The organism is Mycoplasma tullyi (assembly GCF_014068355.1).
Lineage (GTDB): Bacteria > Bacillota_I > Bacilli_A > Mycoplasmatales > Mycoplasmoidaceae > Mycoplasmoides > Mycoplasmoides tullyi.
Genome location: NZ_CP059674.1, coordinates 195,057 through 218,265, shown reverse-complemented (window position 1 = coordinate 218,265; position 23,209 = coordinate 195,057). Strand labels below are relative to the sequence as shown.

The window sequence follows — 23,209 nt, the reverse complement described above, 5'->3', positions numbered from 1 at the left end:
AATATAAACATTTTTGGATTTTTACTAATTTTCTTTATCAGCACCAACACCTTGAGAATTGCTGTTTGATGCACTATTCATTAAAGTAAATGTTAAATTGCCTATGAAAGGAGTACCATCAACGCTACCTTTAGTAATAACTACCTTGTTAAGACCTTCTTTAAGATTTAATGTTTTTTTCATATCACCACTTGTAGTAGTCATGGTAGCTTCATCAGCTGTATTGAACGTTTCTAATGAAGTGAAATTCTCTTTAGCTTGTTTAAAACTAACTGTTACAGAATTATTGGTAGTAGTAGTCATATCACCTGCTGAAAATTTTATAGATCTCATTTCACTACTTGACGAAATATATGATCCACTAATAGAATATTCACCAGCTTGTGGAGCATTTACGTAGATAGTAAATGTTCTTCTTTCACCATTTGTATTTGGAGTAGTTGTGTTGTTTGCTAACTTTGTTGGATCAGTTTTATTTATCTCTGTAAATCGTGGTACACCATCCCCGATTAATCCAACTAAATATACAGGATTTTCAGTTTTTAAATTAGTAAATTGACGAATGTATGTATTATAGCTAGCAGCCAAACTATAACCTTTTAATAGATCAACAGTAACAGCTGTTGAACTATTTTCTTGGTTATAACTGTTTCCAAATAGATCAGCATAAATTTTATCTTCATTAGCTTTAGCATTAGATGAAGTAATATACATATTACCAATCATTGGAGCTACTTTCATCATGTTATCTTCACCATTCATTGGAACACTGAATTCAACAGTATTAAGACCAAACTTTAAATCTTTTAATTCGATTTTATAGATCTTAATGTCATCAACTGTTGGAGTTGCGTTTCTTATAGGAGTTGAAGCCATAGTTTGATCAGCACCTGTTTCTTCTGACCCTGAAGGTTTAACGATACCTGTTTCAGAATCTCCTCTTCCAGCTGAAGGTCCTGAAGCTCCAGAAGGCTCTGAATTCATCATTCCAAACTCAACAACTTTAGCATCCTCTTCATTCAATTTATATTGAAGAGCTACTTGGTCATTCATATTAACTAACTTATAAGGGAAATATAAGTAAGCATTCTTAGAAACCCCAAAGTAAGGAATTGTTAATTTATATTTAGCTTCAGCTCCAGTTAAACTATAAATTCATGAAACATCTGTTAAAGGTTTAGAGTTTTCTTCAGTATTAGATATTGGTGTTACAGTAGCTCCACTATCAGGTGCAGTTCAAACTACTCTTTGTGCGAAGTTTCAGTTAGGTGTAGTGTTATTATTACTATTACTTGAACCTGTTTTAGCATCGTCTGTTCCGATATTAACACTATAAGCTACAAAACTATAGTTACCTGGTTGAGGCATAGTGTTTGTTTGATTAGCTCCAGCTGTTAAATCTTTTTTAGCTAAAGTTCTTTTAACAAAACTACTAACTAAATTATCGGCATTTAGTTTTCAAGCATTATTTCTCATTACTGCATTAGCAAGAGTCATACTAACTTTAGTTACATCATCTACTTTAGGAGATTCTCCAGTGATAGGAATTAAAGTAGTTTCAACGATAGGTCTAGCTTGTGCGTATAATGTAACTAGATTGTTTTTGATTGCTTCGTAATTAGGACCTTCTACAGATTCCAAAAGAGTTGTTTCTTTTGCTAACGCATCTTTCAAACTAGTATAAGCTTTTACTAAATCTCCATTCTTTTCATCAAAATCTGTTTTTTGTTTTTCAGCATCAGAAATAGCTGAATCTAAAGTTGATTTAGCATCATTAAGGCTTTGTGTTGTTGAATCGGATTTACCAAGAACTGCTCTAGCAGTTGCGAACGCTTCTTTCAAAGTCTTTTGAATCTTTGCATAATCTGTATAAAGTTCAGTAGTTTTAGACTCGGAATCAACTAACGTTGTTAAAGAAGCTTTAGCAACACTTAATTCTCTAGCAGCTGCATCCACCATTCCTTGACCACTGCTTGGATTAGTGTTTCCATCATTTGGAGTAGCAGATCTTGGATTTTGTGTCGCGTTAGTTGCTTGAGAACAACTCGCTGCTGCTAACATTACAAATGAACCAATACCTAATAAACTAACAAACTTTAAAATGTTCTTTCTTTTCACTTAAAGTTAACTTGATGAAAGATTTAAACTAGAATCTACATCAAGAACAGATATATAAAGTTCAATAAGTAATAAATCGGTTTGATTTTCACCGACCTAGCAAAATCCCGAGCCGTATAGGTGCTTCTTCTTCTTCTTCTTCTTCTTCTTCTTCTTCTAGAAAATAAGGGTTTTGTATATTTTTAGTTCTTATGCAATAACCAAGGCACTCATATTATCTAAGCACCGATAACTCCTAACTCAAACAAACCCTCATACAAACAAATAAAAAATCTTGTTATTCAATAACAAGATTTTTCTTTTCTCTAAGTTTAATTAGTCTAAAACTTTAATGTCCCTGACAACTACATGAAGAATTAAGCTCTAAAGACTTACTAACCTTTCACAATCACATATCTAAGAATAAGATGATCTCATCTAAGATTGGTTGAACACGGAAAGAAACATTTTCCATCTTACCAACAAACTCTAAGATAGTTTTAAGATCGTTTTGTAATATTTTAAATAGTTCTTTAGATGAAGGTAAGATCGCACTATTACCAACACACATAGAAACATCTTTACTAATTAATGACTTTTCTAAAGTCATTTCATAACTACCATTAGTATAACCATTTAACATTACGATCTTTTCAGCCACTAAATCAACTTTCTTAGTAGTTTCTTCATAAAGTTTACCTAACTCTTCATGAATTGGAAAGAAATCATGACCTCTAATACTTCAATGAAAGTTTCTAGCTTTATTTTCTAATACAAGCAATGAAGCTTGTAAAGTCAATAAATCATCAATATTTTTTTGCATAATATTTAACCCCTTTTATGTAGTTATTATTTTATCATGTGGCTAGGTTGTGCTATAATCCCACAAAACTAAATCAAGATCAACTCTAATAAAAAAATAAAGGTACTATACCGTACCTTTATTTTCATTTAAGTTTGGATTTAATTGATTTACATCAACTTTGTTTTCTTCTACTTTTTCTTCTTGTGGTTCTTCTAATTTAGCATCTAAATTAATTCTATTTTTATATTTGGCTACAAAGAAGTAAGTTAAGAATACAGCAAAGAAGAATGCATAAACAGAGATCACAATCGTATTATTAATTGTTCATTGTTCTCCCACTAAGAATGGGAATAAGTAGATTATTGATGGAACAACAATAAATAATCCCGCTAGACCATAGAATGCTAACTCATATCATTTGATATTAGGCATCTTCTTTTGTTTAACCAAAATGAAGATCGTAACAAACGTTAAAAGATATTGTAATAAGAAAGCAATCGTCCCCATATTAATTACTTCACTAAAAAATGGGGTATTGAGTTTAGCAATCGCTGGTAACAACGTAAAGAAGATCATAAATACGATAATTATTACAGTATTAGTTATGATCGCATTTTGATGTTGGTTAAAACGATTAGTTTTAGTTAGTGCTTTTGGTAAAAGACCAATTTGAGCAAATCCTACTAATACTTTAGGGTTTGCTAGTGTACTAGTCATCGTACTTGAGATATTATAGAACAACAAGTAAATGATAAAGATTCCTACACCAGTTAATCCCATTACACTGCGATAAACTTGAATAAATCCGTCTTTAATTGAATCTGGTTTGATATTTAAGAATAAAATGTAAGCGATCGTATAGAAAAAAGCAATTAATACGATTGAGATAATTAAAGCTTTAGAAAACTTCTTAAACTGTACATCTTTAGCAAGATTAGGAGTTGTTTCCACCCCTCCGTAAGCAAACATGAAGAAGATGATTGTTGAAAAGATCAGGTAAGCATTAACATTCTTAACATTATTAAAGTTTTCAACAAGGTTAGAGTTTTCTCTAGCTACTAAAATAACTAAACCAATAAAACCAATTCCAAGTGTGATTCATTTAATGATTGCTGTAGCAAAAATGAATCATTTAGATATTTTTACTCTTAAAAATACGATCAGAATTAAACCAATGTAAAAAAGAATTGAAACCCCCCGAACAATTCAAAGATGTGTTTCATCTTGAGTAAATACTCTAGCAATTTGCACTAAGAACAACGGACCAGTCGCTGAAAACAATGGCACTTGAACATACTGGTGAAAACCAGTTAAAGCAGTTAAAAACTTATAATTAGTTTTTTTAGCAAATGAGATTGATCCACCTGTTTCATTAGGAAACGCACTGATCAATCTTGAAAAAGCAAGCGCAGTTGCTGTTGCAATAAACGTATTAATAAATAAGATTAATAGCGCTCAGTATCCAAGATTAACAACACCAGCAATTGTAGCAATAAAACCAAAACCAACAATGTAGTTAATTGTTAATAACGCGAACGTCCTATCACTAAATGCTTTTTTGTTAGTAAACGTTTTTTTATTCATAAAAGTTATTAAATATTTTTAGTCATTAAAAACATTATATGCAAAAACTCACGAAAGTGGGAAAAATTACGCTTGTTCTACTTTAACATCTATTTAAATGCAATTAATTGTCCGAAATAACTAACAAATATAAGAAAATTTTGGTTATTTTTATACCTAAATTCATGAAGTTTGTGTAGTTGAATTAATTACAAAATCGATGCTTAATTTATTTCAAATTTCAATGGTTTATGTACGTGTAAAATTACGCTATAGCAATCTATATCAAGAAGTCTATACGTTAAACCCCAACCTATTTATTAAAGATTTTTAACCTTAAATCAAAAATAAAAACCATAAATTTCTTTAGAAACATAAAAAAATCAGCACCCGACTTTAGTGCTGAATTTTTAGGATTTTTATGAATATCAATTATTGAATTATTTTAACAGTGACCATAAAATGATTCAATAATGGAGCGGGTGATGGGAATCGAACCCACATTAACAGCTTGGAAGGCTGCAGTTCTACCATTGAACTACACCCGCTTAATGGTGCCCAAAGCCGGACTTGAACCGGCACGGTATCGCTACCCCAGGATTTTAAGTCCTGTACGTCTACCATTCCGTCACTTGGGCGATAAAAAATGGTGACCCACCCGGGGATCGAACCCGGGACCCTTTGATTAAAAGTCAAATGCTCTACCGCTGAGCTAGTGAGTCATAAATGGCTGGAATGGATGGGATCGAACCATCGCATGATAGAGTCAAAGTCTATTGCCTTTCCGCTTGGCTACATTCCAATATGGTGGGCAGGGACGGATTCGAACCGCCGAAACCAAAAGGTGTCTGATTTACAGTCAGAAGCGTTTAGCCACTTCGCTACCTACCCGTTATTACCCATAAAATTATAACATAAAAATTAAGAAAACTTTGATTAGAACTTTATGGATTTAATAAATTTTTTAGCTTGGTAATTTAATCTATAAAACAATCTTTTTGATTGTCACTTTATAAGGGTGTTCAATCCCGATCACTTCAGCCGATTCACCTTCTTTTTTATCCATGATTGCTTTAGCTACTGGAGATTCGTGTGAGATCTTATTTTCAGCTGGATCACTTTCAATTGGACCCACAATCTCATACGTATAATTACATTCATCTGAATGATCGTGGATTGTTACTTTAGCCCCAACAATTACGCGTTTGTTTTTTGTATCAACTTCTTTGATGATCTCATAGTGATTTAAGATATCTTGAATTTCAGTAATTCTGCTTTCAATCTCACTTTGAGTCGCTTTAGCTGAATCATAATCTGCGTTTTCAGATAGGTCACCTTGTTCACGCGCTTCTTGAATTAATTTAATTACTTCTTTACGCTTAACATCTACTAACGAACGTAATTCAGCTTGTAATTTCTTTAAACCTTCTTGGGTTAATAAGTGTTTTTTTGTTTTTGCCATAATTAATTTTTCTTAATATCTCTATTTATCTAACTAAGCATTAGGATAAACTTCTTGTTGTGCTCTAGCTTGTGCTGCTTGTCTTTGTTTTAATCGTTTTTTTCTTTCATTATTCTTAACAAATGAGCGAATGATTGCTTTAACGATCGCATAAATGATTAGACTAATTACTAATGAGCTGACAAAACTCATTCCGATCGGAATGAAATAACCAAAAAATCCTGCTTTTAGTTGGTTATTATCAGTTCCTAAAAAACTGTCAGAGTTATACAAAACCGGGATGAAGTTTTTGATCTTACCAAATGGACTGTTTGGGTCTGGTAACATCGTTGCAAACTGACGATAACTAGCACTTCCCCATTCAAAACTATTATCTCGTCTAAATCAGCTTAGTGCTTGTTCTGAGAAAAAATTGTTATACAGCTTTGCTGGATTAAATTCTTTATCGTATCACAAGAAGCTAAAAAATAAATAAATAAAGCCAAATAGTAATACTAAAAAGAAGATAAAGAAAGCTAAACTCACTAAAAATCGCTGTAGAAGTGGTGGTTTGGTATCGCTCATAAATAATCTATATTCCACTAAATTATATTATCTTGGATTAAATAATCAAAGATTATTTTGCTATCTTCTAAAACTCATTAATCTTAAGATATCAATGAATAGAATGAATAATCTAAAGAATAGAATGAATGAAGTGTAAGCAATAAAATTATTAATTAATTGTTCGTTATCACTTAATTGGATTGATTCAGCAATCTTTCTTGTCATAAATGATGACAAGATTAATGATAATACTGAAAAGACAAGACTTACGATTGTGATGATTAAGAAATAAAGACTAAAGACACCTTGATTAAATGCAAAAATGAATACAATATTCATTATTATGATCAGGGCTGTACTAACAATAAATAATACAAACAAGAATTTACTTAATCTAAACCCAGCTTTGTTACTCATCTTATAACCTAAGAATGAAGTAACAATATATACAACACCAACAATTAATAGTGCAGTATTAATTTGGGTAAAGTCTAGTCCTTGCAAACCTTGGATATCATTATATTGACCAACTGATAATAATACCCCACTTAAACCAAAGGTAAGAAGTGCTCATGTAATTACATAGGTGCTAATTAATGTACCCATTGAACGATGAACGCTTAATCAAAACGATGAGAAGATTACGATTAAAAAGCCAGCAACTAAACTAACACTTGAAGCAACTAAAAATCCAAGTGAGTTATTTAGTCCCGTTCTTTGAGCAACTGTGGTAATAATTAGTGCTGCAAAAAAAGATAATAAGAAAGCAATCCCAGCATATAGATGGGATTTTAAGAACGCTTTCTTAACAAAACCAGCTTCTTGTTGTAAGAAGGAGTTTGATATAAACTGTTTGTTAAACATATTTTGTCTCTTGTAATTATTCTTATTATTATAGTAAATTATTTATTACTATAATTTTTGATCTGTTCTAGAATAATAAGCTAATCTAGTATTCTAGGATGTAATCGATTGGTTTAGTTTGGTCTAGTTTTTTAATGCCACCAAGATCTTTTAGGTGGATTAAAAAACTATATGAAACAACTTCAGACCTAGCTTGCTTGACAAGTTTTGAGATTGCATCAACTGTACCTGCAGTTGCTAATAAATCATCAACGATCATTACCTTTGAATTAGGTTTGATCGCATCTTGATGGATCTCAATCACGTTATTCTTACCATACTCAAGATCATAAGAAGCACTAAAAGTAGCTCGTGGTAATTTGTTTTGTTTTCTTACCAAAACAAATGGCAATTTAAGTTTGTTTGCTAATGGCACCCCAAATAAGAATCCACGAGATTCTGGAGAAGCAATCATATCAGCATTAGATTTTTTAGCCACTTCAGCCATCACATTGATCACTTGATCAAATAGTTCTGGATCTAATAAGATTGGTGTAATATCATAAAACAAGATTCCAGGTTTAGGAAAATCTGGTACTGTGACAATTGCTTTTTTTAATCGATTAATAAGTTCAGTTTTCATATTTTAATTATGAGTTCTTAGGTTCATTATAGACAACTCTAGTTGCACGTTTATGTAAGTTGATTCCATCAACTAGTTGTTCATCAACAAGATCTAGATTCTTTTCTTCTTGTTTAGTTTTAAGTGAAACTTTAGATCAATAAATCGAGTTGGTATTAGATTTTTTAATCATCAATAACCCAATTAATGGGTTAAGTAAGAAGATCGCATTAATGTTAATTAATAAAACGTTAAATAAGCTAAACGCTCCAAAGTAAACTAGTTGGGTATTAAACTCGTTGGTTAAATTTAATCCCCCACCACCATAGTTTAAACCATAGAAGATGAAATAAGCTAGGGTTGAGATTACTACTGAATATACGTATAGATCAATTGTTGTAACAGTAGAGTTATTAACAATCTTTTTAACTGAATCAGGTTGATAAATCTCTTGTAAGTTGAAGTAAGTATATAGGTTAGTTGTTACAAAAACAAAGTTAGCTAAAGAATAAATATAACTAAATAAGCTGATTAATAAGAATAGATAACCAAATTCACTACTAACGATATTTCTAGATAAGAATAATACACCTAATATAACAGCAAAGTTAACTAATGCATGCGAGATATATCCAATGATGACAATTCATTGATATCTTAATAAGAAGTAAACTAAACCAATTAGTGTTGTTGATCCTAATGCAATTAGGATCGTATTTAATGAATCATATAAACTATCACTATTAATAAAGAATGTACGGTTAGTTAAATTAGATAGTGCAAAAGCACCTAATCCAATTAGCGCAACAAATAGTAATAAAGCAATTAATGAACGTTTGTTCATGATTTGGTATTTATAGTGCTTACTAAATGTTTTATCGACTTGTTCATCAATCGTGATTACTAGATCATTAAATGCCATTGCATCTTTTGATAAGTTACCAGAGATTGAATCAAGATTTCTATAAGTGTGTTTGTATAAGTAAAACTTAGGTGAGAAATTATTAATCGAATTAAAGATCTTAACTAATAAGACAGTTAATCCATAATTGAGACTAAACCCAATTAGACTTGAAACAATCAATAAGATTCCAATTGATTGTGATTCATATTTCGAAATAAACGACATGAATAAGCCGATTACCAATAAGATCAAGTAAAGATCAACAGCTTTTAAGAACGTCTTATTATGGGTAGATCTTCACGACTCTAGGATTGAAATCTTATTACTTACATTACGCTTGAAATTTAAGTTAATAAATAATTGAACTAAGAAGTTAAAGATAATCACTCCAATTAAACCAACAAAACTAAATAGATCAACAAACGCGTTAAATCTTGAATAGATTAAGAAGGTGATAACGCTTGATAAGATTAATCCAAAGATTCCAAAGAATCCTTGAATCTTAAACCCAGCAATCATGATTAACGATAGAACTAATAAGATAATTCCAACAGCCAAGAACCCTGATTGGTACTGAGTTAGATTAATGTTTGTTTTATTAATCAACGGTTGATTAATCGTTGAACTATTATCAACAACATAAAACTCATGATTAGGACTACTTTGTTTGATTAAGGTTGCTAAACTATTAGCTTGGTTAAAATCAAAGTTAACATAAGTAGCAGATGTATTAAGTCTTTGAGTAAGACTTAATACTGCATCACCATTATTATTAATGGTGATATTAGTTGGAAATAAATTATTTAATAGTTGTGATTCAGAACCTTCAACGGTAGTTGTTCTTAATTCATATAGAATGAATGGCGAGAATAACCCACTAAAATCAGTTGGTGTTGAACTTCTAATATTTCTTGAACCTTGAGGGGTTGTGATCTCTTCTGGTTTATCTTTAGCATCAGCTGAAGCTGCTACATAAGCTTTTGGTTCAGCATAAATATAATAAAGATCATTTAGTTGGATATCATTAGCTGATTTAAATGGTGCAACTAAATTCTTTGCACTAGCACTAGGTTCATATCCACCAGTAGCATGTAAGAAGTTTCATAGTGCTTGTTCAGTATTACTAAGTGCGAACCATTGGTTAGAGTTTTGTACCACATTAAAGATACTTCTAACATAGTTTAATGCACCTAATTTGTCGTTTCATAATACTAGGTTTCGATTCCCCAAAACATTAGTCGTATCATTTGAAACGAATAAACGGTTTCTTATATCTTCAACACTACCTTGACCGTTTGAAGTGAAATAGTCTGAAGTCATCGGAATCAGACTATTAAAGTATTCTAAAACTTGGTTACTATTATCAGAATTTGAAGCAAACTTCTGATTATTCTTTAATTTCACTTCAAACGTTAATCCAGAGTTAACACTTGTTGCACTTGGTTGGATTACTCGAATCGAATCTTTGATGATCTCATTATTATCTAATAAAACATAACCATCAGTAGTTTCAAGACTTAAACTGTACTGATTATTAAGTGTAGTTTGAATCGTTCTTTTTAATCTTTCATCAAAGATTCGTTCACGTTCATTAGGTGTTTTTTCAAGTGTTTTATTAACTGAAATCTCCAATGCCGGTAACGTATTATTACTATTTAATCAAGAAGGATCAACTTTATTATTAGCTGGTAAGGGAACGTTATCTTTAAAAGCAACATTGATTTCAGAAAACCCTAAGGCAAATAATTTTTGACTATAACTATTAGCTAAATTAGTTCAAGCTTGTTGGGGAATTAATTCAGTTTGATCAACATTTCTAGGCTGACTAAAATCAAAAGTTTGGTTTAATTCAACCGCATTATTTTGATTGTCTTCAGTCTTCATTTCATATGGTGAAAAATAGATTGTCGTATTAATATCACCATTATAAAAACGACCTTTGGGCGTTAACTCTGCAGTTTTTATACTACCAAAAGTGATCCCAACGATCGATAAGACCAATAGAACAAAGATGATAAAGCTTTTTAATAGATAGTCAAAACTTATTTTCATAACTAATAAATTATAGCACTTTGATTTTTTTAACTAGCGAATCAAACAACGCTTCAGCAGCGGTTATTTTCGAAGAAAACTCTGGGTGATATTGACATCCAACAAAGAACGGATGATTCTTTAATTCGATTGTTTCAACCAAGTTTTCTTTTTTATATATACCTGAAATAACAAATTCACCGTCATCAAATTTATCTAGATAATCATTATTAAATTCATAACGATGACGGTGTCTTCTTTTAATATTATCTTGTTGATAAATTGCTTTAGTTAGGGTTGCATCTTTTAAATCAACTAAATAATCACCTAATCTTAAACTACCACCATAGTTATGATCATTAGGATTCATTAATTTAAAGATCAGATAAGGAGTTGATTCATTAAACTCGAGTGAATTAGCGTTTGTCATTCCCAGAACATTTCTAGCATACTCAACACATGCTAACTGCATTCCTAGACAGATTCCTAAGAATGGAATCTTTTTGGTTCTTGCTACTTGAATAAACTTAATCTTACCTTCAACACCTCTAGAACCAAACCCACCAGGAACGATGATCCCGTGAACATCTTTAAGTTTGTTGACAATCTCATCTAAAGATGCATCATCATATGATGATGATTCAATTCAATTAATATCTAACTTAACGTTATTATGATAACCAGCTAAATTGATTGATTCAATTAAAGAAAGATAAGCATCTTTAAATTGGGTGTATTTACCAATGATGGCAATCTTTCTAACTACATTATCTTGATTATTAATCTTATTAACTAGATCATTTCATGCAGATAACTTAATACTTGAATCGATTGCGATCTGCAACTTGTTAGCGATCTTTTCATGAATCTTTTGTTGATTTAAATAATCTGGTAAATAGTAAGTATTATTTAAATCAACCGAATTAAAGATATGATCTTTATCTAAATAGGTTGCATTAGCTATCTTTAACTTGGTTTTTATATCTAAAGCGTCTTTAGATCTAATTACTAAAAAATCAGGATTAATGCCAAGATTGTTTAATTCTTTTAAAGAATGTTGTAACGGTTTAGTTTTTTGTTCACTATTAGATAAGCTGATGATTGGCACGACATGAATAAATGCTGTATCATGCTTTTCGTTTTCACGAATAATCTGTTTGATTGCTTCAATAAAAGGTAATGATTCTAAATCACCAATCGTACCACCGATCTCACAAAAAACTAAATCATAAGGTTCATTGTTTTCATCAACTGCAGCTAGTGCGATCCGTCTTTTAATTTCATTTGTTACATGGGGAATTAATTGAACCGTTTTACCCAAATACTCACCCTTACGTTCTTTATCAATCACACTAAAATAAACTTTACCTGATGTGATTGATGAACGAGAGTTTAAATCTTGAACTAAAAAACGTTCGTAATAACCTAGATCTAAATCAGTCTCTGTTCCATCTGATGTGACAAACACCTCACCATGTTCATATGGTGACATCGTGCCTGAATCAACATTCAGATAAGGATCTAACTTTAAGATATTAATCTTAAAGTTTTGGTGTTTGAAAATACTGGCGATCGATGCAACAATCAACCCCTTACCGACTGAAGAATAAACTCCTCCAGAAACAAAGATAAATTTAGTCTTTTTAGTAATCATTCATTAATTATAATAAGTTTCAATTAAACGACATATCTTTTAGGGTAATTTCATCCATAATGAAATTTAGATGTCGCATATCTTGGACGTAGATTCCAAGATCAGCTACAAATGTGTTTGTCTTCTTATCTTTATTGACATTAAGTGAGAAGAGTTTGGCATTATTATTAATAATTATTAATAAGATATCATTGACAACATTTCCGCTCCAAGCCCCTTGAAGTTTAACAAAACTTCTAAACAACCTTGGACGAGCTGCTAACTTTTCTTCACTTCAATTAAGTGCAATAATCTTTTCATTGCTTAACTTCTTAATGTTCTTGCAATTTGGTGAATGAACATTAAGAATGTTTTTTTGAATCAATCCTGCTGAAGGAATATAAGGTAAGATTGAACAACAATTACTGATCTTGATACTTGCAAAATTAATTCCAGGGATCTCTTTAAAATAAGAATTAAGAAACAACCACTTGGGTTTGTGTACCTTTAGTTTTTTAAGAATCTTTTTCCAATTAAAGTTTTTAGAAAAATATTCATAAGGTTCATTGTCTTTAAAGTTAACCTTACTTACATATTTAATGTAATCACTTAATCGTTTAAACCCTAAGATCTTAACGCGTTCTAGAACCTCATTATTTGAAATAATATTCTTCTTAAGATATTTTCTTAACTTATCTAAGAACTCTTTTTCAGAATCTTCATACTGATTTAATTGTTCAATAATCGCGATTAATTCTTTTTTAATCGCGGGGTTTTTAATTCGTTTTAACCAACTCTCATTAATCTTGATCTCGTTGCTGTATTCAAAACTTACAACGTCTCCATCTTCTAGGATCTTATCAAATAAGATGTTGTCATTTGAACATCTGATCTTATCTAAAAAGATAAACTGTTTAGGATCAACCCGATAAGCTAATTCAAGTGCAGTAACTGAAGATGATAATGAATAGTTCTTATTGTTATTAGATACCAACACATCAATTAAAGATCCTTTAGTTAGATCTTTAATTAAAGTTAGATCTCTAGCTCGTTTTTCATTAAAGATATCAACTTGAAATCGATTTAATACTTCAGTCTTATATTCATCAGTTTCACTGATGTCAATATTTAATTTATAAGCTCAGTGAGACGCTAGTCCTAGATTAGAATTACGATCCATATTTTTGGTTCGTATCTGAACTTCAATTAATGTCCCATCAACTAAGACAGTTGTGTGGATTGATTGATATAAATTATTTTTAGGAGCACAAATATAATCCTTAAATAATCTAGGAATATATTTAAAGTTCAAATGTACAAGTCCTAGGACTTGATAAACATCAAATTCGTTTTCAACGATGATTCTTAATGCATAAATATCATGAACATTCTTGATGTTTTGACTATTATGACGATAAAGTAATTTTTGATAAGTTGAATAAACACTCTTAATTCTTGAAGTTAGTTCGTAATTAAGATGGTTACCATCTAAGATCTTTTTGATCTGTTGTTCAAAACTAATTCATTTTAAAGAATTAATTAGTTTATGCGCATTAATTAATGATTGCGTATCATCAAATGCAATTGGATTGATGATCTTAAAAGTAAGATCAAGTAATTGGGTTTTAATCCAATACATCCCCAATCGTCCGGCAATTTGCGCGTAGATATCAAACGTTTCTTGAGCAATTATCTTTTGGCGATCACTTTTAAGATATTGGATTGTTGATAGGTTATGAAACCGATCAGCAATCTTGATAATAATCGGTCTTAAATCTCTTGAGATCGAACTAAAAACCCGAATCGTGTAATCTAGTTCGTTTTTATGTAATAATAAACCTTCGCGGTTTTTCTTGGCTTCAGATGAGATCTTAGTAACTGCTTTAACAAGATCGAGCACATTATTATTAAACGTTGATGAAATCAAACGTTTATCAACATTGGTATCTTCTAATAAATCATGTAATAACCCAGCAATGATCGTATCATCATCCATCCTTCATTCCACTAATTTAATCGAGGTTTCTAATGGATGGATGATGTAAGGTTCACCACTCTTACGTTTTTGTTCTCCGTGTCAGAATTTAGCAAACTCATAAGCAGATAAAAACTTCTTGATACTTGCTTCAGAATAATTATTCTTAATCAAGATCTGTTTAAAATCTTCTAAGCGGTTATTAACTGATTGAAAATCCATGATCTTGTTGTTATTTTTTGTCTTTGATCTCTAAATACAATTCATCCAAGAATTCTTGGTTGATAGCTTCAGATGGTGAATTGTTCATCAGATCATATCCTTGGTTGTTTTTAGGAAAAGCAATCACGTCTCTGATTGATTTAGACTTGGTTAAGATCATTAACAATCGATCTGAACCAAGTCCAATCCCACAGTGTTGGGGAGCTCCGTAGTTATAAGCATCTAATAAGAAACCAAACTTATCATTCGCTTCTTCTTCAGATAAACCTAATGAACTCATTACTTCTTTTTGAAGTGATGGATTTGTAATTCTAATTGCTCCACTACCTAGTTCAAACCCATTTAGTACTAAATCATATGAAGCTGCTTTAGCATTAGCTTTATCTTGATTAAAAGTTGTTAAATACTTTTCATCTGGTGCTGTAAATAGATTATGAGCTGATTGATAAGAATTAGTTTTATCATCTCATTCATATAATGGTCAATCAACAATTCATAAGAATTTGTATTCATCTTCATTAGCTAATTGATACAACTCATTAAGTTGATTTCTTACAGCACCCAGTGATTTATTAATCACATCAAGATTATCATCACCTACAAAAAAGATTGTTCCTTTTTTATCTAATAAACTTAGGTTTTTTAGATCATCAAGATTAATAAATCGTTTGATCGAACCATCAACGATTTGGTTGTTTTCATAACTAAATCAACTTAATGCTTTAGCATAGTTATCCTTAGCATATTTTTCTAGAACTTTATGTTCTTTAGATGAAATTAATATTTCATCTAAAACGATTGCTTTAAGTCGGTTTTTAGATGCAAAGTTTTTGAAAACACTAAAATCGTGGTTGATGAAAGCGGAACTGACATCGATTAGTTCACACCCAAATCGTAGGTCAGGTTTGTCAGTTCCATATCTGTTCATCGCATCATCAAACTTCATTCTCATGAAGTTTGGTTCAATCTTAACATTCATTAATTGATCAAAGATATGAATAAACATTTCTTCGATTAAATTAAAGAACTGTTCCTTCGACATGAATGAAACTTCCATATCAATCTGAACATGTTCAGGTTGACGGTCTTTTCTTAAATCTTCATCTCTAAAACATCGAGAGATTTGAAAATATCGTTCAAACCCGCTGATCATTAATAGTTGTTTATAGATCTGAGCTGATTGGGGCAGAGCATAAAACATATTAGGACCAAGTCTTGAAGGCACTACGTAGTCCCTTGCACCTTCAGGAGTTGTTTTAGATAAGATCGGAGTTTCAATCTCAATGAAGTTTTGCTTGGCTAAGAAGTTTCTTACGGTCAGAAAAAAATCTGAACGAAGCTTCATATTTTTTTGCAACACCGGTCTTCTTAGATCAAGATAACGATATTTTAATCTAACTTCTTCAAGTGCGTCGGTTTCATCTTCAATTAAAAATGGTGGAGTTTTAGATTTTGAAATCACTGTTAATTGATTAATTAACAGTTCACGATCTCCAAGTTCAAGATTTGGATTAGCAGCTTTTTTAAGCTGCAACTTGCCTTTAATAAAAACTAAATCTTCTCTTGATAAGTTGGCATACTCATTAGCTTTATCAAATACTTGGATTAAACCTGATTTATCAGCCGCTTCAATGAAGTTAAAGTTACCTAACTTCCGAACGTTTTTTACTCAACCAACGATTTCGACATCTTGGTTGAGTAATGAATCATTTTTTAATTCAATAATTGGTTTGCGATTAGTAAAGTCTAGTGGTTTTAGCATATCAGTATAGTTATTTAATAAAGTCCTTGTATTTAATAGTTTGTTGGGTTTGGCTAGTTAAATCTTTAATTGTCATTGTTTGATTATTTCATTCATCATTACCCATAATGATGAGATGAGTATAGTTAGCTCTTAAAGCATACTTAATTGCCTTATCAAGTTTATTGAGTTTGTGATGATAATAAACTTGATAGTTATGATCAATTAGTTCTTGAGATAACTTAAGTGTATCTAACTGTTTATCAGTTGCTAAATTAATTAATAAGTATCTAGGTTTTTGATCTTGGTTAATTAATACTTGTTTGGTTTGTTCATCTAGATAACTAATAAACCGTTCAATACTTAAAGCAAAGCCAATTGCTTTAAGTGGTTTATTGGTTAGTTCTTCAATCAAGTTTTGATAACAACCACCACCAATCAACGTACTTTGAGCTTGATCGTTGTTAGCTACAATAAACTCAAAAACTAATTCAGAATAATAATCAAGCCCTCTTACAAGTGTTGGATTAAATTCGTATTTAATTCCCAACTCATCAAGTTGTTTTAATAATTGTTTAAATTGTTCTTGTTCTTCAGATGAAATAAACTGATCAATTGTTGGAGCTGATTTAACAAAATCCTTTTTAATCTCATTTTTATCATCTAGAATTCTTAACACTCCATAAGAGTTTAATCGTGAAACAGATAGTTCACTTAATTGATCTTTGTATTGATTAAAATACTTATTTAATTCATCTACTCATCGTTTACGTGAATCAAAGTTTCCCAATCAATTAAGATTTAGCACACAATCAAAATTAAAACTGTCTAAGATCTTTTTTGCAAACAAAATTGTTTGCACATAATCTAGTTGATCTAATTCACCAACAAACTCAATCCCATACTGATAAAACTCACGCATTCTTCCTTTTTGAGGGCGTTCGTATCTAAACATCGGTTCAAGATAATAAAGCTTTAATGGTAAAGGTTTTTGATCTAACAATTTATGCTCATTAACTGCTCGAATAATACTAGCAGTTCCTTCTGGTCGTAAAGCTAGTTTACGATCAGATCGATCAACGAATTGGTACAACTCTTTTTTAACAATATCAGAATGTTCTAGATTACGACTAAATAACTCAGCATGTTCAAAAACTGGTGTTTTAATTCGTTGATAAGTAAATAGATTTGATAACGTTATGATTTTATTACTTATCGCATTAAATAAAATCATCTCGTTATCAAACCAATCAGTTGTTCCTCTAACAGCATTTATCTGTTTATTACTCATTGATCTAAAGATATAACCACAGTAGGTTTTTATAATTATAAAAAAAAGAACTAAATTACTATTTAGTTCAATTAAATCTATTTATTTGGTTTTTTATTCTGGTTATAAAAACCATATTGTTGAGTTGGTGTTGCTCTTGTTTGGTTAGGGTGTGGAGGTCTTGGAGTAAACTGTCTTGTTTGATTATTAAACGGTGGGCGTTGATTTGGGGGAACAAAACCAGTTTGTTGATAAGGATAAGCTCTTGTTTGATTAGGATAAGGGGTTCTAGGCATCCCAGGTCGTACATTAGGATTAATCACATTTGTGGGATTAATCCCAACAGTTTGGTTCCTAAACTGCGGATGAATCACTCTAGTTTGATTATTAGCAATCTTCTTAGGTTCAGATTGAGCACTATATAATTTAGTCTCAATCTTTTCATAGATAATGTTTACCGAATCATTAAGCTTATCCACCTTACGATTAGCATTTCTAAATAGATCAACAGAAATCTTCTTAGTTTTTAAGATATTAACAACAATTAAAAAGACAAATGCAATTATTAATATAAAAATTGCAACCACTGATACCACAACCGTTGGTATCACATAAGAAGGATAAGCATTTAGATTATCATAAATAAATGATGGGAACGATAAGTTAACTAATCTCTGATTAGAACCATAATAGTTCCCATCAAAATAAGGTAACTGGATTGATAATCTTAAGATTGAATCATCAAGTGCAGTGGGAATCACTCTTGGTTTTCAATCAATTTCACCAGGAGTGTATTCATATAGATTATTAAGCAATAAAGTATTATTGCTTAATCTCATAGCACTTGTGGTATTTAGATCTTGTTTAACTAAATAAGAATCTGGTTTAAAACTAATTCTTCCCCATAGTTTTGATCCATCAGAACCTGGAACATTATCAAAACTAGGAACACCGTTCTTAAAAAAACTTGCTTGTCTAAAACCTTGTGTTTTTTGATCATAAAACACAAGGTTCAGATCAACTTTATTATTCTCATTACTTAAAGTATAGAATGCACTATTACCTAGAACTAAAGTTAAGAAAATTGTTCCAGGTTGATCTGCTTGATAGATCTTAGTGTAATTAATGGCTAGCGTGCCATTACTAGTCTGACTTATCGTTGGACTAATAATATTAGTCCAACTAGTTGATTGTCTTGGATCAAAAAAGGTTAAATATCAATCATTATCTTTTAGTGAGATATTAGTTAATAGATCAAAGTTAGCCATACTGACATCATCACTAATCAGCTGATAGTTAATCTGAGCAATCAGATTATAACTATCAGCTGAGTATAAAAACCCTATGATTTCATTCTTAATTAATAAGATACCAACAAGGTTGGGATAACTATTATTTTGATCAACATCATCTTCTTGAACAGAATAAGAATAAGCAGTTTGAGAATTATTACTAAGATTTGATGTATTTAATCTTAGCGTATAAGAAGAACTAAAGAACTCATTTAAGATATTAACGTTATTAGTGATCTGGGCAACTTTAGTTTGACTGATCACTCCACTTACAAACAGATTGGAATAATTACGGTTATCTGCATTAAAGTAGGTTGAACTAATCTTATAACCAAACTGGTTATTGTTTCTGATTGCACTTAATGGTGCTGGGACTAATCCTAGATGTAAAGAATAGATCGCAGTTTGTTGGGAATTCAATAACCCGTTTTGATTCCCCAGATTTTGTCTTACAACATTAGCTCCAATTACATAATAAGCTGGGGTGTATAGTCTAATGTTGTTAATAACAAACTGCGCATTAGTAGCTTGATTAGCATTATTAATACTATTATTTAATGACCAATTCAGATTGGTCATTCCATATAATTGGGGGAAGATGGTGATTAGATTAACATCGGTGTTATTAGTAAAATCATTGGTTTGATTTACATTAAATAAATAAAACCATAATGATAACTCATTACTACTACCAAACACCCCTATACGATTATTAATAAACACCAGTTTACTAATCGCATGATCATAAAATGCTGAGATATTATTCATCAAGGTGTTATTAATTGGTTTATCTAATAGTCCGGCTAAGTTTGTGCTAGTAGGAGTTAGTTCAAATCCAATGCGACTGTATAGGGTTGCTATATCTCTAGAAAATCTAAACGCACCTAATTGAAAAGTCTTAATCACATTAAGTGTGTTGTTCTCATCTTTTAGTTGTAATACATATGCAGGAGAACTCACACTTAATGTGTTTAGATCATTCCCATTAACACTTACAACTGGGTTTTTGATCAATAGATAATAATAATCATCTTTTAGTGAATCCGCCACAAAATCAACAGCTTCATAGTTTATGAAGTTGTTGGCAAAACTGTAGTTATAATAAACATTACCAAACACATCTAGTTTAACTACACCAGTTTTAGTTAAGACAAAATAATCATTATTACTGTTAGTAACATAATGATTATTTTGAGTTTTGATTTGTTGATATGATTGATTGTTATCAGCTACTAATTGAGCTTGATTAACTAATGAAATATTATGATTGTTTGACTTATTAGAATGATCAAAAGTCGAACTTATACCTAAAATTGTGAACAACAATAAGATAAGACTGATAACAATCTTAGTAATGTATTTTATCTTGTCTTGTCCTATTTGTTTTTTAATCATTTCTATCTAGTATTCATCTTCACTGATCATTTTGGTTTTAGCTTTGTAATCTCTTAGGTTTGAGAAATTAACCCGTCCTTGGTTGTTTTGATTTGGGTTAAATGGTTGGTTGGGATTATTTGGCGTTTGCTGGTTATTAATTGGTGATGTAGAATGAGTAACTTTTTGATCAAGTTGTTTTTGTGCTGTTTCATTTTTATCACTAGCCAACAACCGTTTAAATCGTTTTGAAGAATGGATCAACGATTTAAACACCGAACCAATTGATAAAACTAAACCATCAACTTTAAGATTATTGGTTCTAAACGATCTAATCAATCGTTTACGTTCTCTTACTAGCGCCATTCCAACTAGTGTCATTAATCCAAGACTAACTAATAAGATTACGATTGGTACTCCAATACCAACATATAAATAGATCTCATCAATTCCGATTGATTTCTTAAAACTTAGAAAACTATCATTAGTTGTTAAGCCATTACTATGATCAGGGATGATCTGATAATCATTAGTTAGTTTATCAAACACATAAGGAACTAACTTAAAAGTTCCTTGATCATAGTTAAGATTAATTACTTTTAATTTTAATTGATAATCTTGATCATTACTAGGTGGAAAATAATTATAGATCTGTTTAATCCGATCTGGTTTTAGGATCGTTTCATTATTATCTAATTCAAATAGATCATTTAAACTAGTACTGATTAAATCAAGCTTCTTAGCTTGATTAAAACTACCACTCCCTAAAAATTTAACGCGTTGCGTAACGGGATTAACAATCCCGTTATCTTGTAGATCATCATTATTGACTGAATAAAGATTAAATGAGAAGTCAGTGTTTTGTAGCGCTAACCCATCGCGGTTAATAAACTGCAAGATCCCATTAGTTTTATTAATCATCATCACATCAAAGTTGGGATTACTATTCATTTGATCACTAAAAGTTGAATAATACAACTTTGGTGTGGTGGTAATTAATGAATTAGGAGCAAATAAACTAAATAAATAAGATTTATTACTATGAACAACCCCAATGCCCCTAAAATCTTTAAAACTAAAGATCGGATCAAAGTTTAGGGGGCTGTTAATATCAAAGGTAATAAAATCAGTACTAGATAATCGATATAACCAGTTAGGTTTAGTGGCGATCGTCCGATTTAATGAAGGTAAATAAAGTCTTAAGATATATGGACCGATTGCAACCCCATAACTATTATCATCAAGCTGAATTAAACCACCAAGATCGTTTTCTCTAAACCCATGACGGATTGTTAAATTAAATAATGTTCCAGTTATTGATTTATTATTACTAGCAACATTTAAAGCATCAATATTAGGTTGAGCAACACTTGTTGTTCAAGGTGCTATTAATCTAAACGGATAAGAGTTTTGATTTAGATAATACGTACTACTGATATTTGACTGATCAATCTGATCAGGCAAATTAATTAGATCATCTAAATTAAAGAATAACCCAATTAGTGCTCTTGGACCAACCGAGTTTTTTAACGCATTATTAGCACTAAGTGGGGTTGAGGTTAAAGTGTTAAGTCTAGCCAATTGCTCAGTGGAATAATTAGGTGAATTTAATACCACTTGGTTTACATCATCAGTATTACTTAAACCTGTAGTAATACTCCCAAATAAGAATACACTATTCTTATTTGGACCTAATCCTTGTTTTACCCCTCCAACTGCAATCCTTGGTACTAACGTATAATTACTATTTTGTCCTAATAGTAATTTTCTAGTATCAGGATCATTAGACGTTAATGAACTTAATAAATAAGCATAAGGATAACCTGTTACAGTTGGTCGAGTAGCTAAATTTTTATGAAACTTAATCCTAAATACACCTATAGATAAATATTTAGCTGCTTGCTTACGATCAGCTTGATCGTTATTAATCCAATTACCATTCCCACCAAAGATAAAGAGATTATCTTTATATTCATAAAGATTAGCTAAATTAGTAATATATTGTAACCATGGTAATGAGATAAAATTAGAATCATTACTAAACCAAGAAGGATGATCAGCTTTAGTAAAACTACCACTACTACCATATAAGGATAACGTATTAGTTTTTCAACTAGTAGGGTAGTTTTTAGTTAAATCAGTTGGTGAGATCGTTGCATAATCAATGATCCCAACCGGATCATTGATCTGAGTTGGATCTTCTTTTAGTTTTAGTACTACACCTTGAGAAGATAGATCAGTAGCTAATTGCTGAAAACTAAATAATTGATCTTTAACATCATTATTTAAGATCTGATCACTTACAGCTAATACATAATAAATCGTTGGATCTTCTTTAGACTGAATCGCTTCAGCTACCACTTTTTTAGAAATACTATTTAAAAAAGCAGGGTCTAGTGGTTTTAATACAATTCGATTATCACTATAAACTAGATTGTTATTATCATCAACACTAGCTAGTGCATTAATATTTCTTAGATTAAGTCTTCATTTTAAATAACCAAAGCTATCAATCTTTTCTAATTGCCCATCAGCTGCAATTACTAACAATCCCCCATCTCTTGTATGAGATGATGAAAAATTAGCATTAGCATTTCATCTAATCGTATCTAATGAAAATCTTCTTATTACTTGATCACTAGGTTGATTGGTAATTAGATTAGTTGATTGATTAATCAATTTTACTTGGTTTGTTGTTGGTCTTTTAATATTAAAAAGACCAACAAAAACCAAACTAATCACACTCATTAGCAAGATAATAAAAAGAATAAGCGATCTTTTGATATGAGCTTTTAGCATTATCTTTTTTAAATGATAACTATATTGGTT

The 23,209-nt window shown here is 30.8% G+C and carries 14 protein-coding genes and 5 tRNA genes; all 19 read right to left on the bottom strand.

The window, feature by feature from the left end; all coding sequences use genetic code 4:
- Positions 1 to 24: 24 nt before the first annotated feature.
- On the bottom strand, positions 25 to 2,118 hold the full coding sequence (locus H3143_RS00965; protein WP_182078968.1) for an FIVAR domain-containing protein: 2,094 nt from the start codon (positions 2,116 to 2,118) through the stop codon (positions 25 to 27).
- A gap of 328 nt (positions 2,119 to 2,446) precedes the next feature.
- The gene (locus H3143_RS00960; RefSeq protein ID WP_182078967.1) at positions 2,447 to 2,920 is read right to left on the bottom strand and encodes a ferritin-like domain-containing protein; all 474 of its coding nucleotides are present in this window, start codon (positions 2,918 to 2,920) and stop codon (positions 2,447 to 2,449) included.
- Positions 2,921 to 3,025: 105 nt separating this feature from the next.
- On the bottom strand, positions 3,026 to 4,486 hold the full coding sequence (locus tag H3143_RS00955) for an APC family permease (protein ID WP_182078966.1): 1,461 nt from the start codon (positions 4,484 to 4,486) through the stop codon (positions 3,026 to 3,028).
- A gap of 453 nt (positions 4,487 to 4,939) precedes the next feature.
- Positions 4,940 to 5,013 (bottom strand) — tRNA-Gly (locus H3143_RS00950).
- Positions 5,014 to 5,017: 4 nt separating this feature from the next.
- Positions 5,018 to 5,103: transfer RNA gene (locus H3143_RS00945), tRNA-Leu, on the bottom strand.
- 9 nt (positions 5,104 to 5,112) lie between these two features.
- A tRNA-Lys gene (locus H3143_RS00940) sits at positions 5,113 to 5,187 on the bottom strand.
- Between the two features lie 5 nt (positions 5,188 to 5,192).
- Positions 5,193 to 5,267: transfer RNA gene (locus H3143_RS00935), tRNA-Gln, on the bottom strand.
- 3 nt (positions 5,268 to 5,270) lie between these two features.
- Positions 5,271 to 5,356: transfer RNA gene (locus H3143_RS00930), tRNA-Tyr, on the bottom strand.
- A 91-nt stretch (positions 5,357 to 5,447) separates the two neighbouring features.
- A complete protein-coding gene (greA, locus tag H3143_RS00925) occupies positions 5,448 to 5,927 on the bottom strand; it encodes a transcription elongation factor GreA (protein ID WP_182078965.1) in 480 nt (159 codons plus the stop codon).
- Between the two features lie 33 nt (positions 5,928 to 5,960).
- Positions 5,961 to 6,491, bottom strand: coding sequence for an MG319/MPN454 family protein (locus H3143_RS00920; RefSeq protein WP_182078964.1), 531 nt, complete (start codon positions 6,489 to 6,491; stop codon positions 5,961 to 5,963).
- 60 nt (positions 6,492 to 6,551) lie between these two features.
- Entirely contained in the window at positions 6,552 to 7,337 is a 786-nt protein-coding gene (locus tag H3143_RS00915; RefSeq protein ID WP_182078963.1) for a hypothetical protein, read from the bottom strand.
- Between the two features lie 85 nt (positions 7,338 to 7,422).
- Positions 7,423 to 7,959, bottom strand: a complete 537-nt coding sequence (apt, locus tag H3143_RS00910) for an adenine phosphoribosyltransferase (RefSeq protein WP_182078962.1) — start codon at positions 7,957 to 7,959, stop codon at positions 7,423 to 7,425.
- Between the two features lie 7 nt (positions 7,960 to 7,966).
- Positions 7,967 to 10,894: an MPN396 family protein gene (locus H3143_RS00905; protein ID WP_182078961.1), complete on the bottom strand. Its 2,928-nt coding sequence runs from the start codon at positions 10,892 to 10,894 to the stop codon at positions 7,967 to 7,969.
- 10 nt (positions 10,895 to 10,904) lie between these two features.
- Positions 10,905 to 12,527: a CTP synthase gene (locus tag H3143_RS00900; protein ID WP_182078960.1), complete on the bottom strand. Its 1,623-nt coding sequence runs from the start codon at positions 12,525 to 12,527 to the stop codon at positions 10,905 to 10,907.
- A gap of 7 nt (positions 12,528 to 12,534) precedes the next feature.
- Positions 12,535 to 14,703: a RelA/SpoT family protein gene (locus H3143_RS00895; protein WP_182078959.1), complete on the bottom strand. Its 2,169-nt coding sequence runs from the start codon at positions 14,701 to 14,703 to the stop codon at positions 12,535 to 12,537.
- A gap of 10 nt (positions 14,704 to 14,713) precedes the next feature.
- A complete protein-coding gene (aspS, locus tag H3143_RS00890) occupies positions 14,714 to 16,465 on the bottom strand; it encodes an aspartate--tRNA ligase (RefSeq protein WP_182078958.1) in 1,752 nt (583 codons plus the stop codon).
- Between the two features lie 10 nt (positions 16,466 to 16,475).
- Positions 16,476 to 17,735, bottom strand: coding sequence for a histidine--tRNA ligase (gene hisS / locus H3143_RS00885; protein ID WP_182078957.1), 1,260 nt, complete (start codon positions 17,733 to 17,735; stop codon positions 16,476 to 16,478).
- 77 nt (positions 17,736 to 17,812) lie between these two features.
- Positions 17,813 to 20,401 (bottom strand): cytadherence protein C, encoded by a 2,589-nt coding sequence (locus tag H3143_RS00880; protein WP_182078956.1) that lies wholly within the window; start codon positions 20,399 to 20,401, stop codon positions 17,813 to 17,815.
- 6 nt (positions 20,402 to 20,407) lie between these two features.
- The gene (locus tag H3143_RS00875; RefSeq protein ID WP_228444803.1) at positions 20,408 to 23,128 is read right to left on the bottom strand and encodes a cytadherence protein B; all 2,721 of its coding nucleotides are present in this window, start codon (positions 23,126 to 23,128) and stop codon (positions 20,408 to 20,410) included.
- Positions 23,129 to 23,209: the final 81 nt, after the last annotated feature.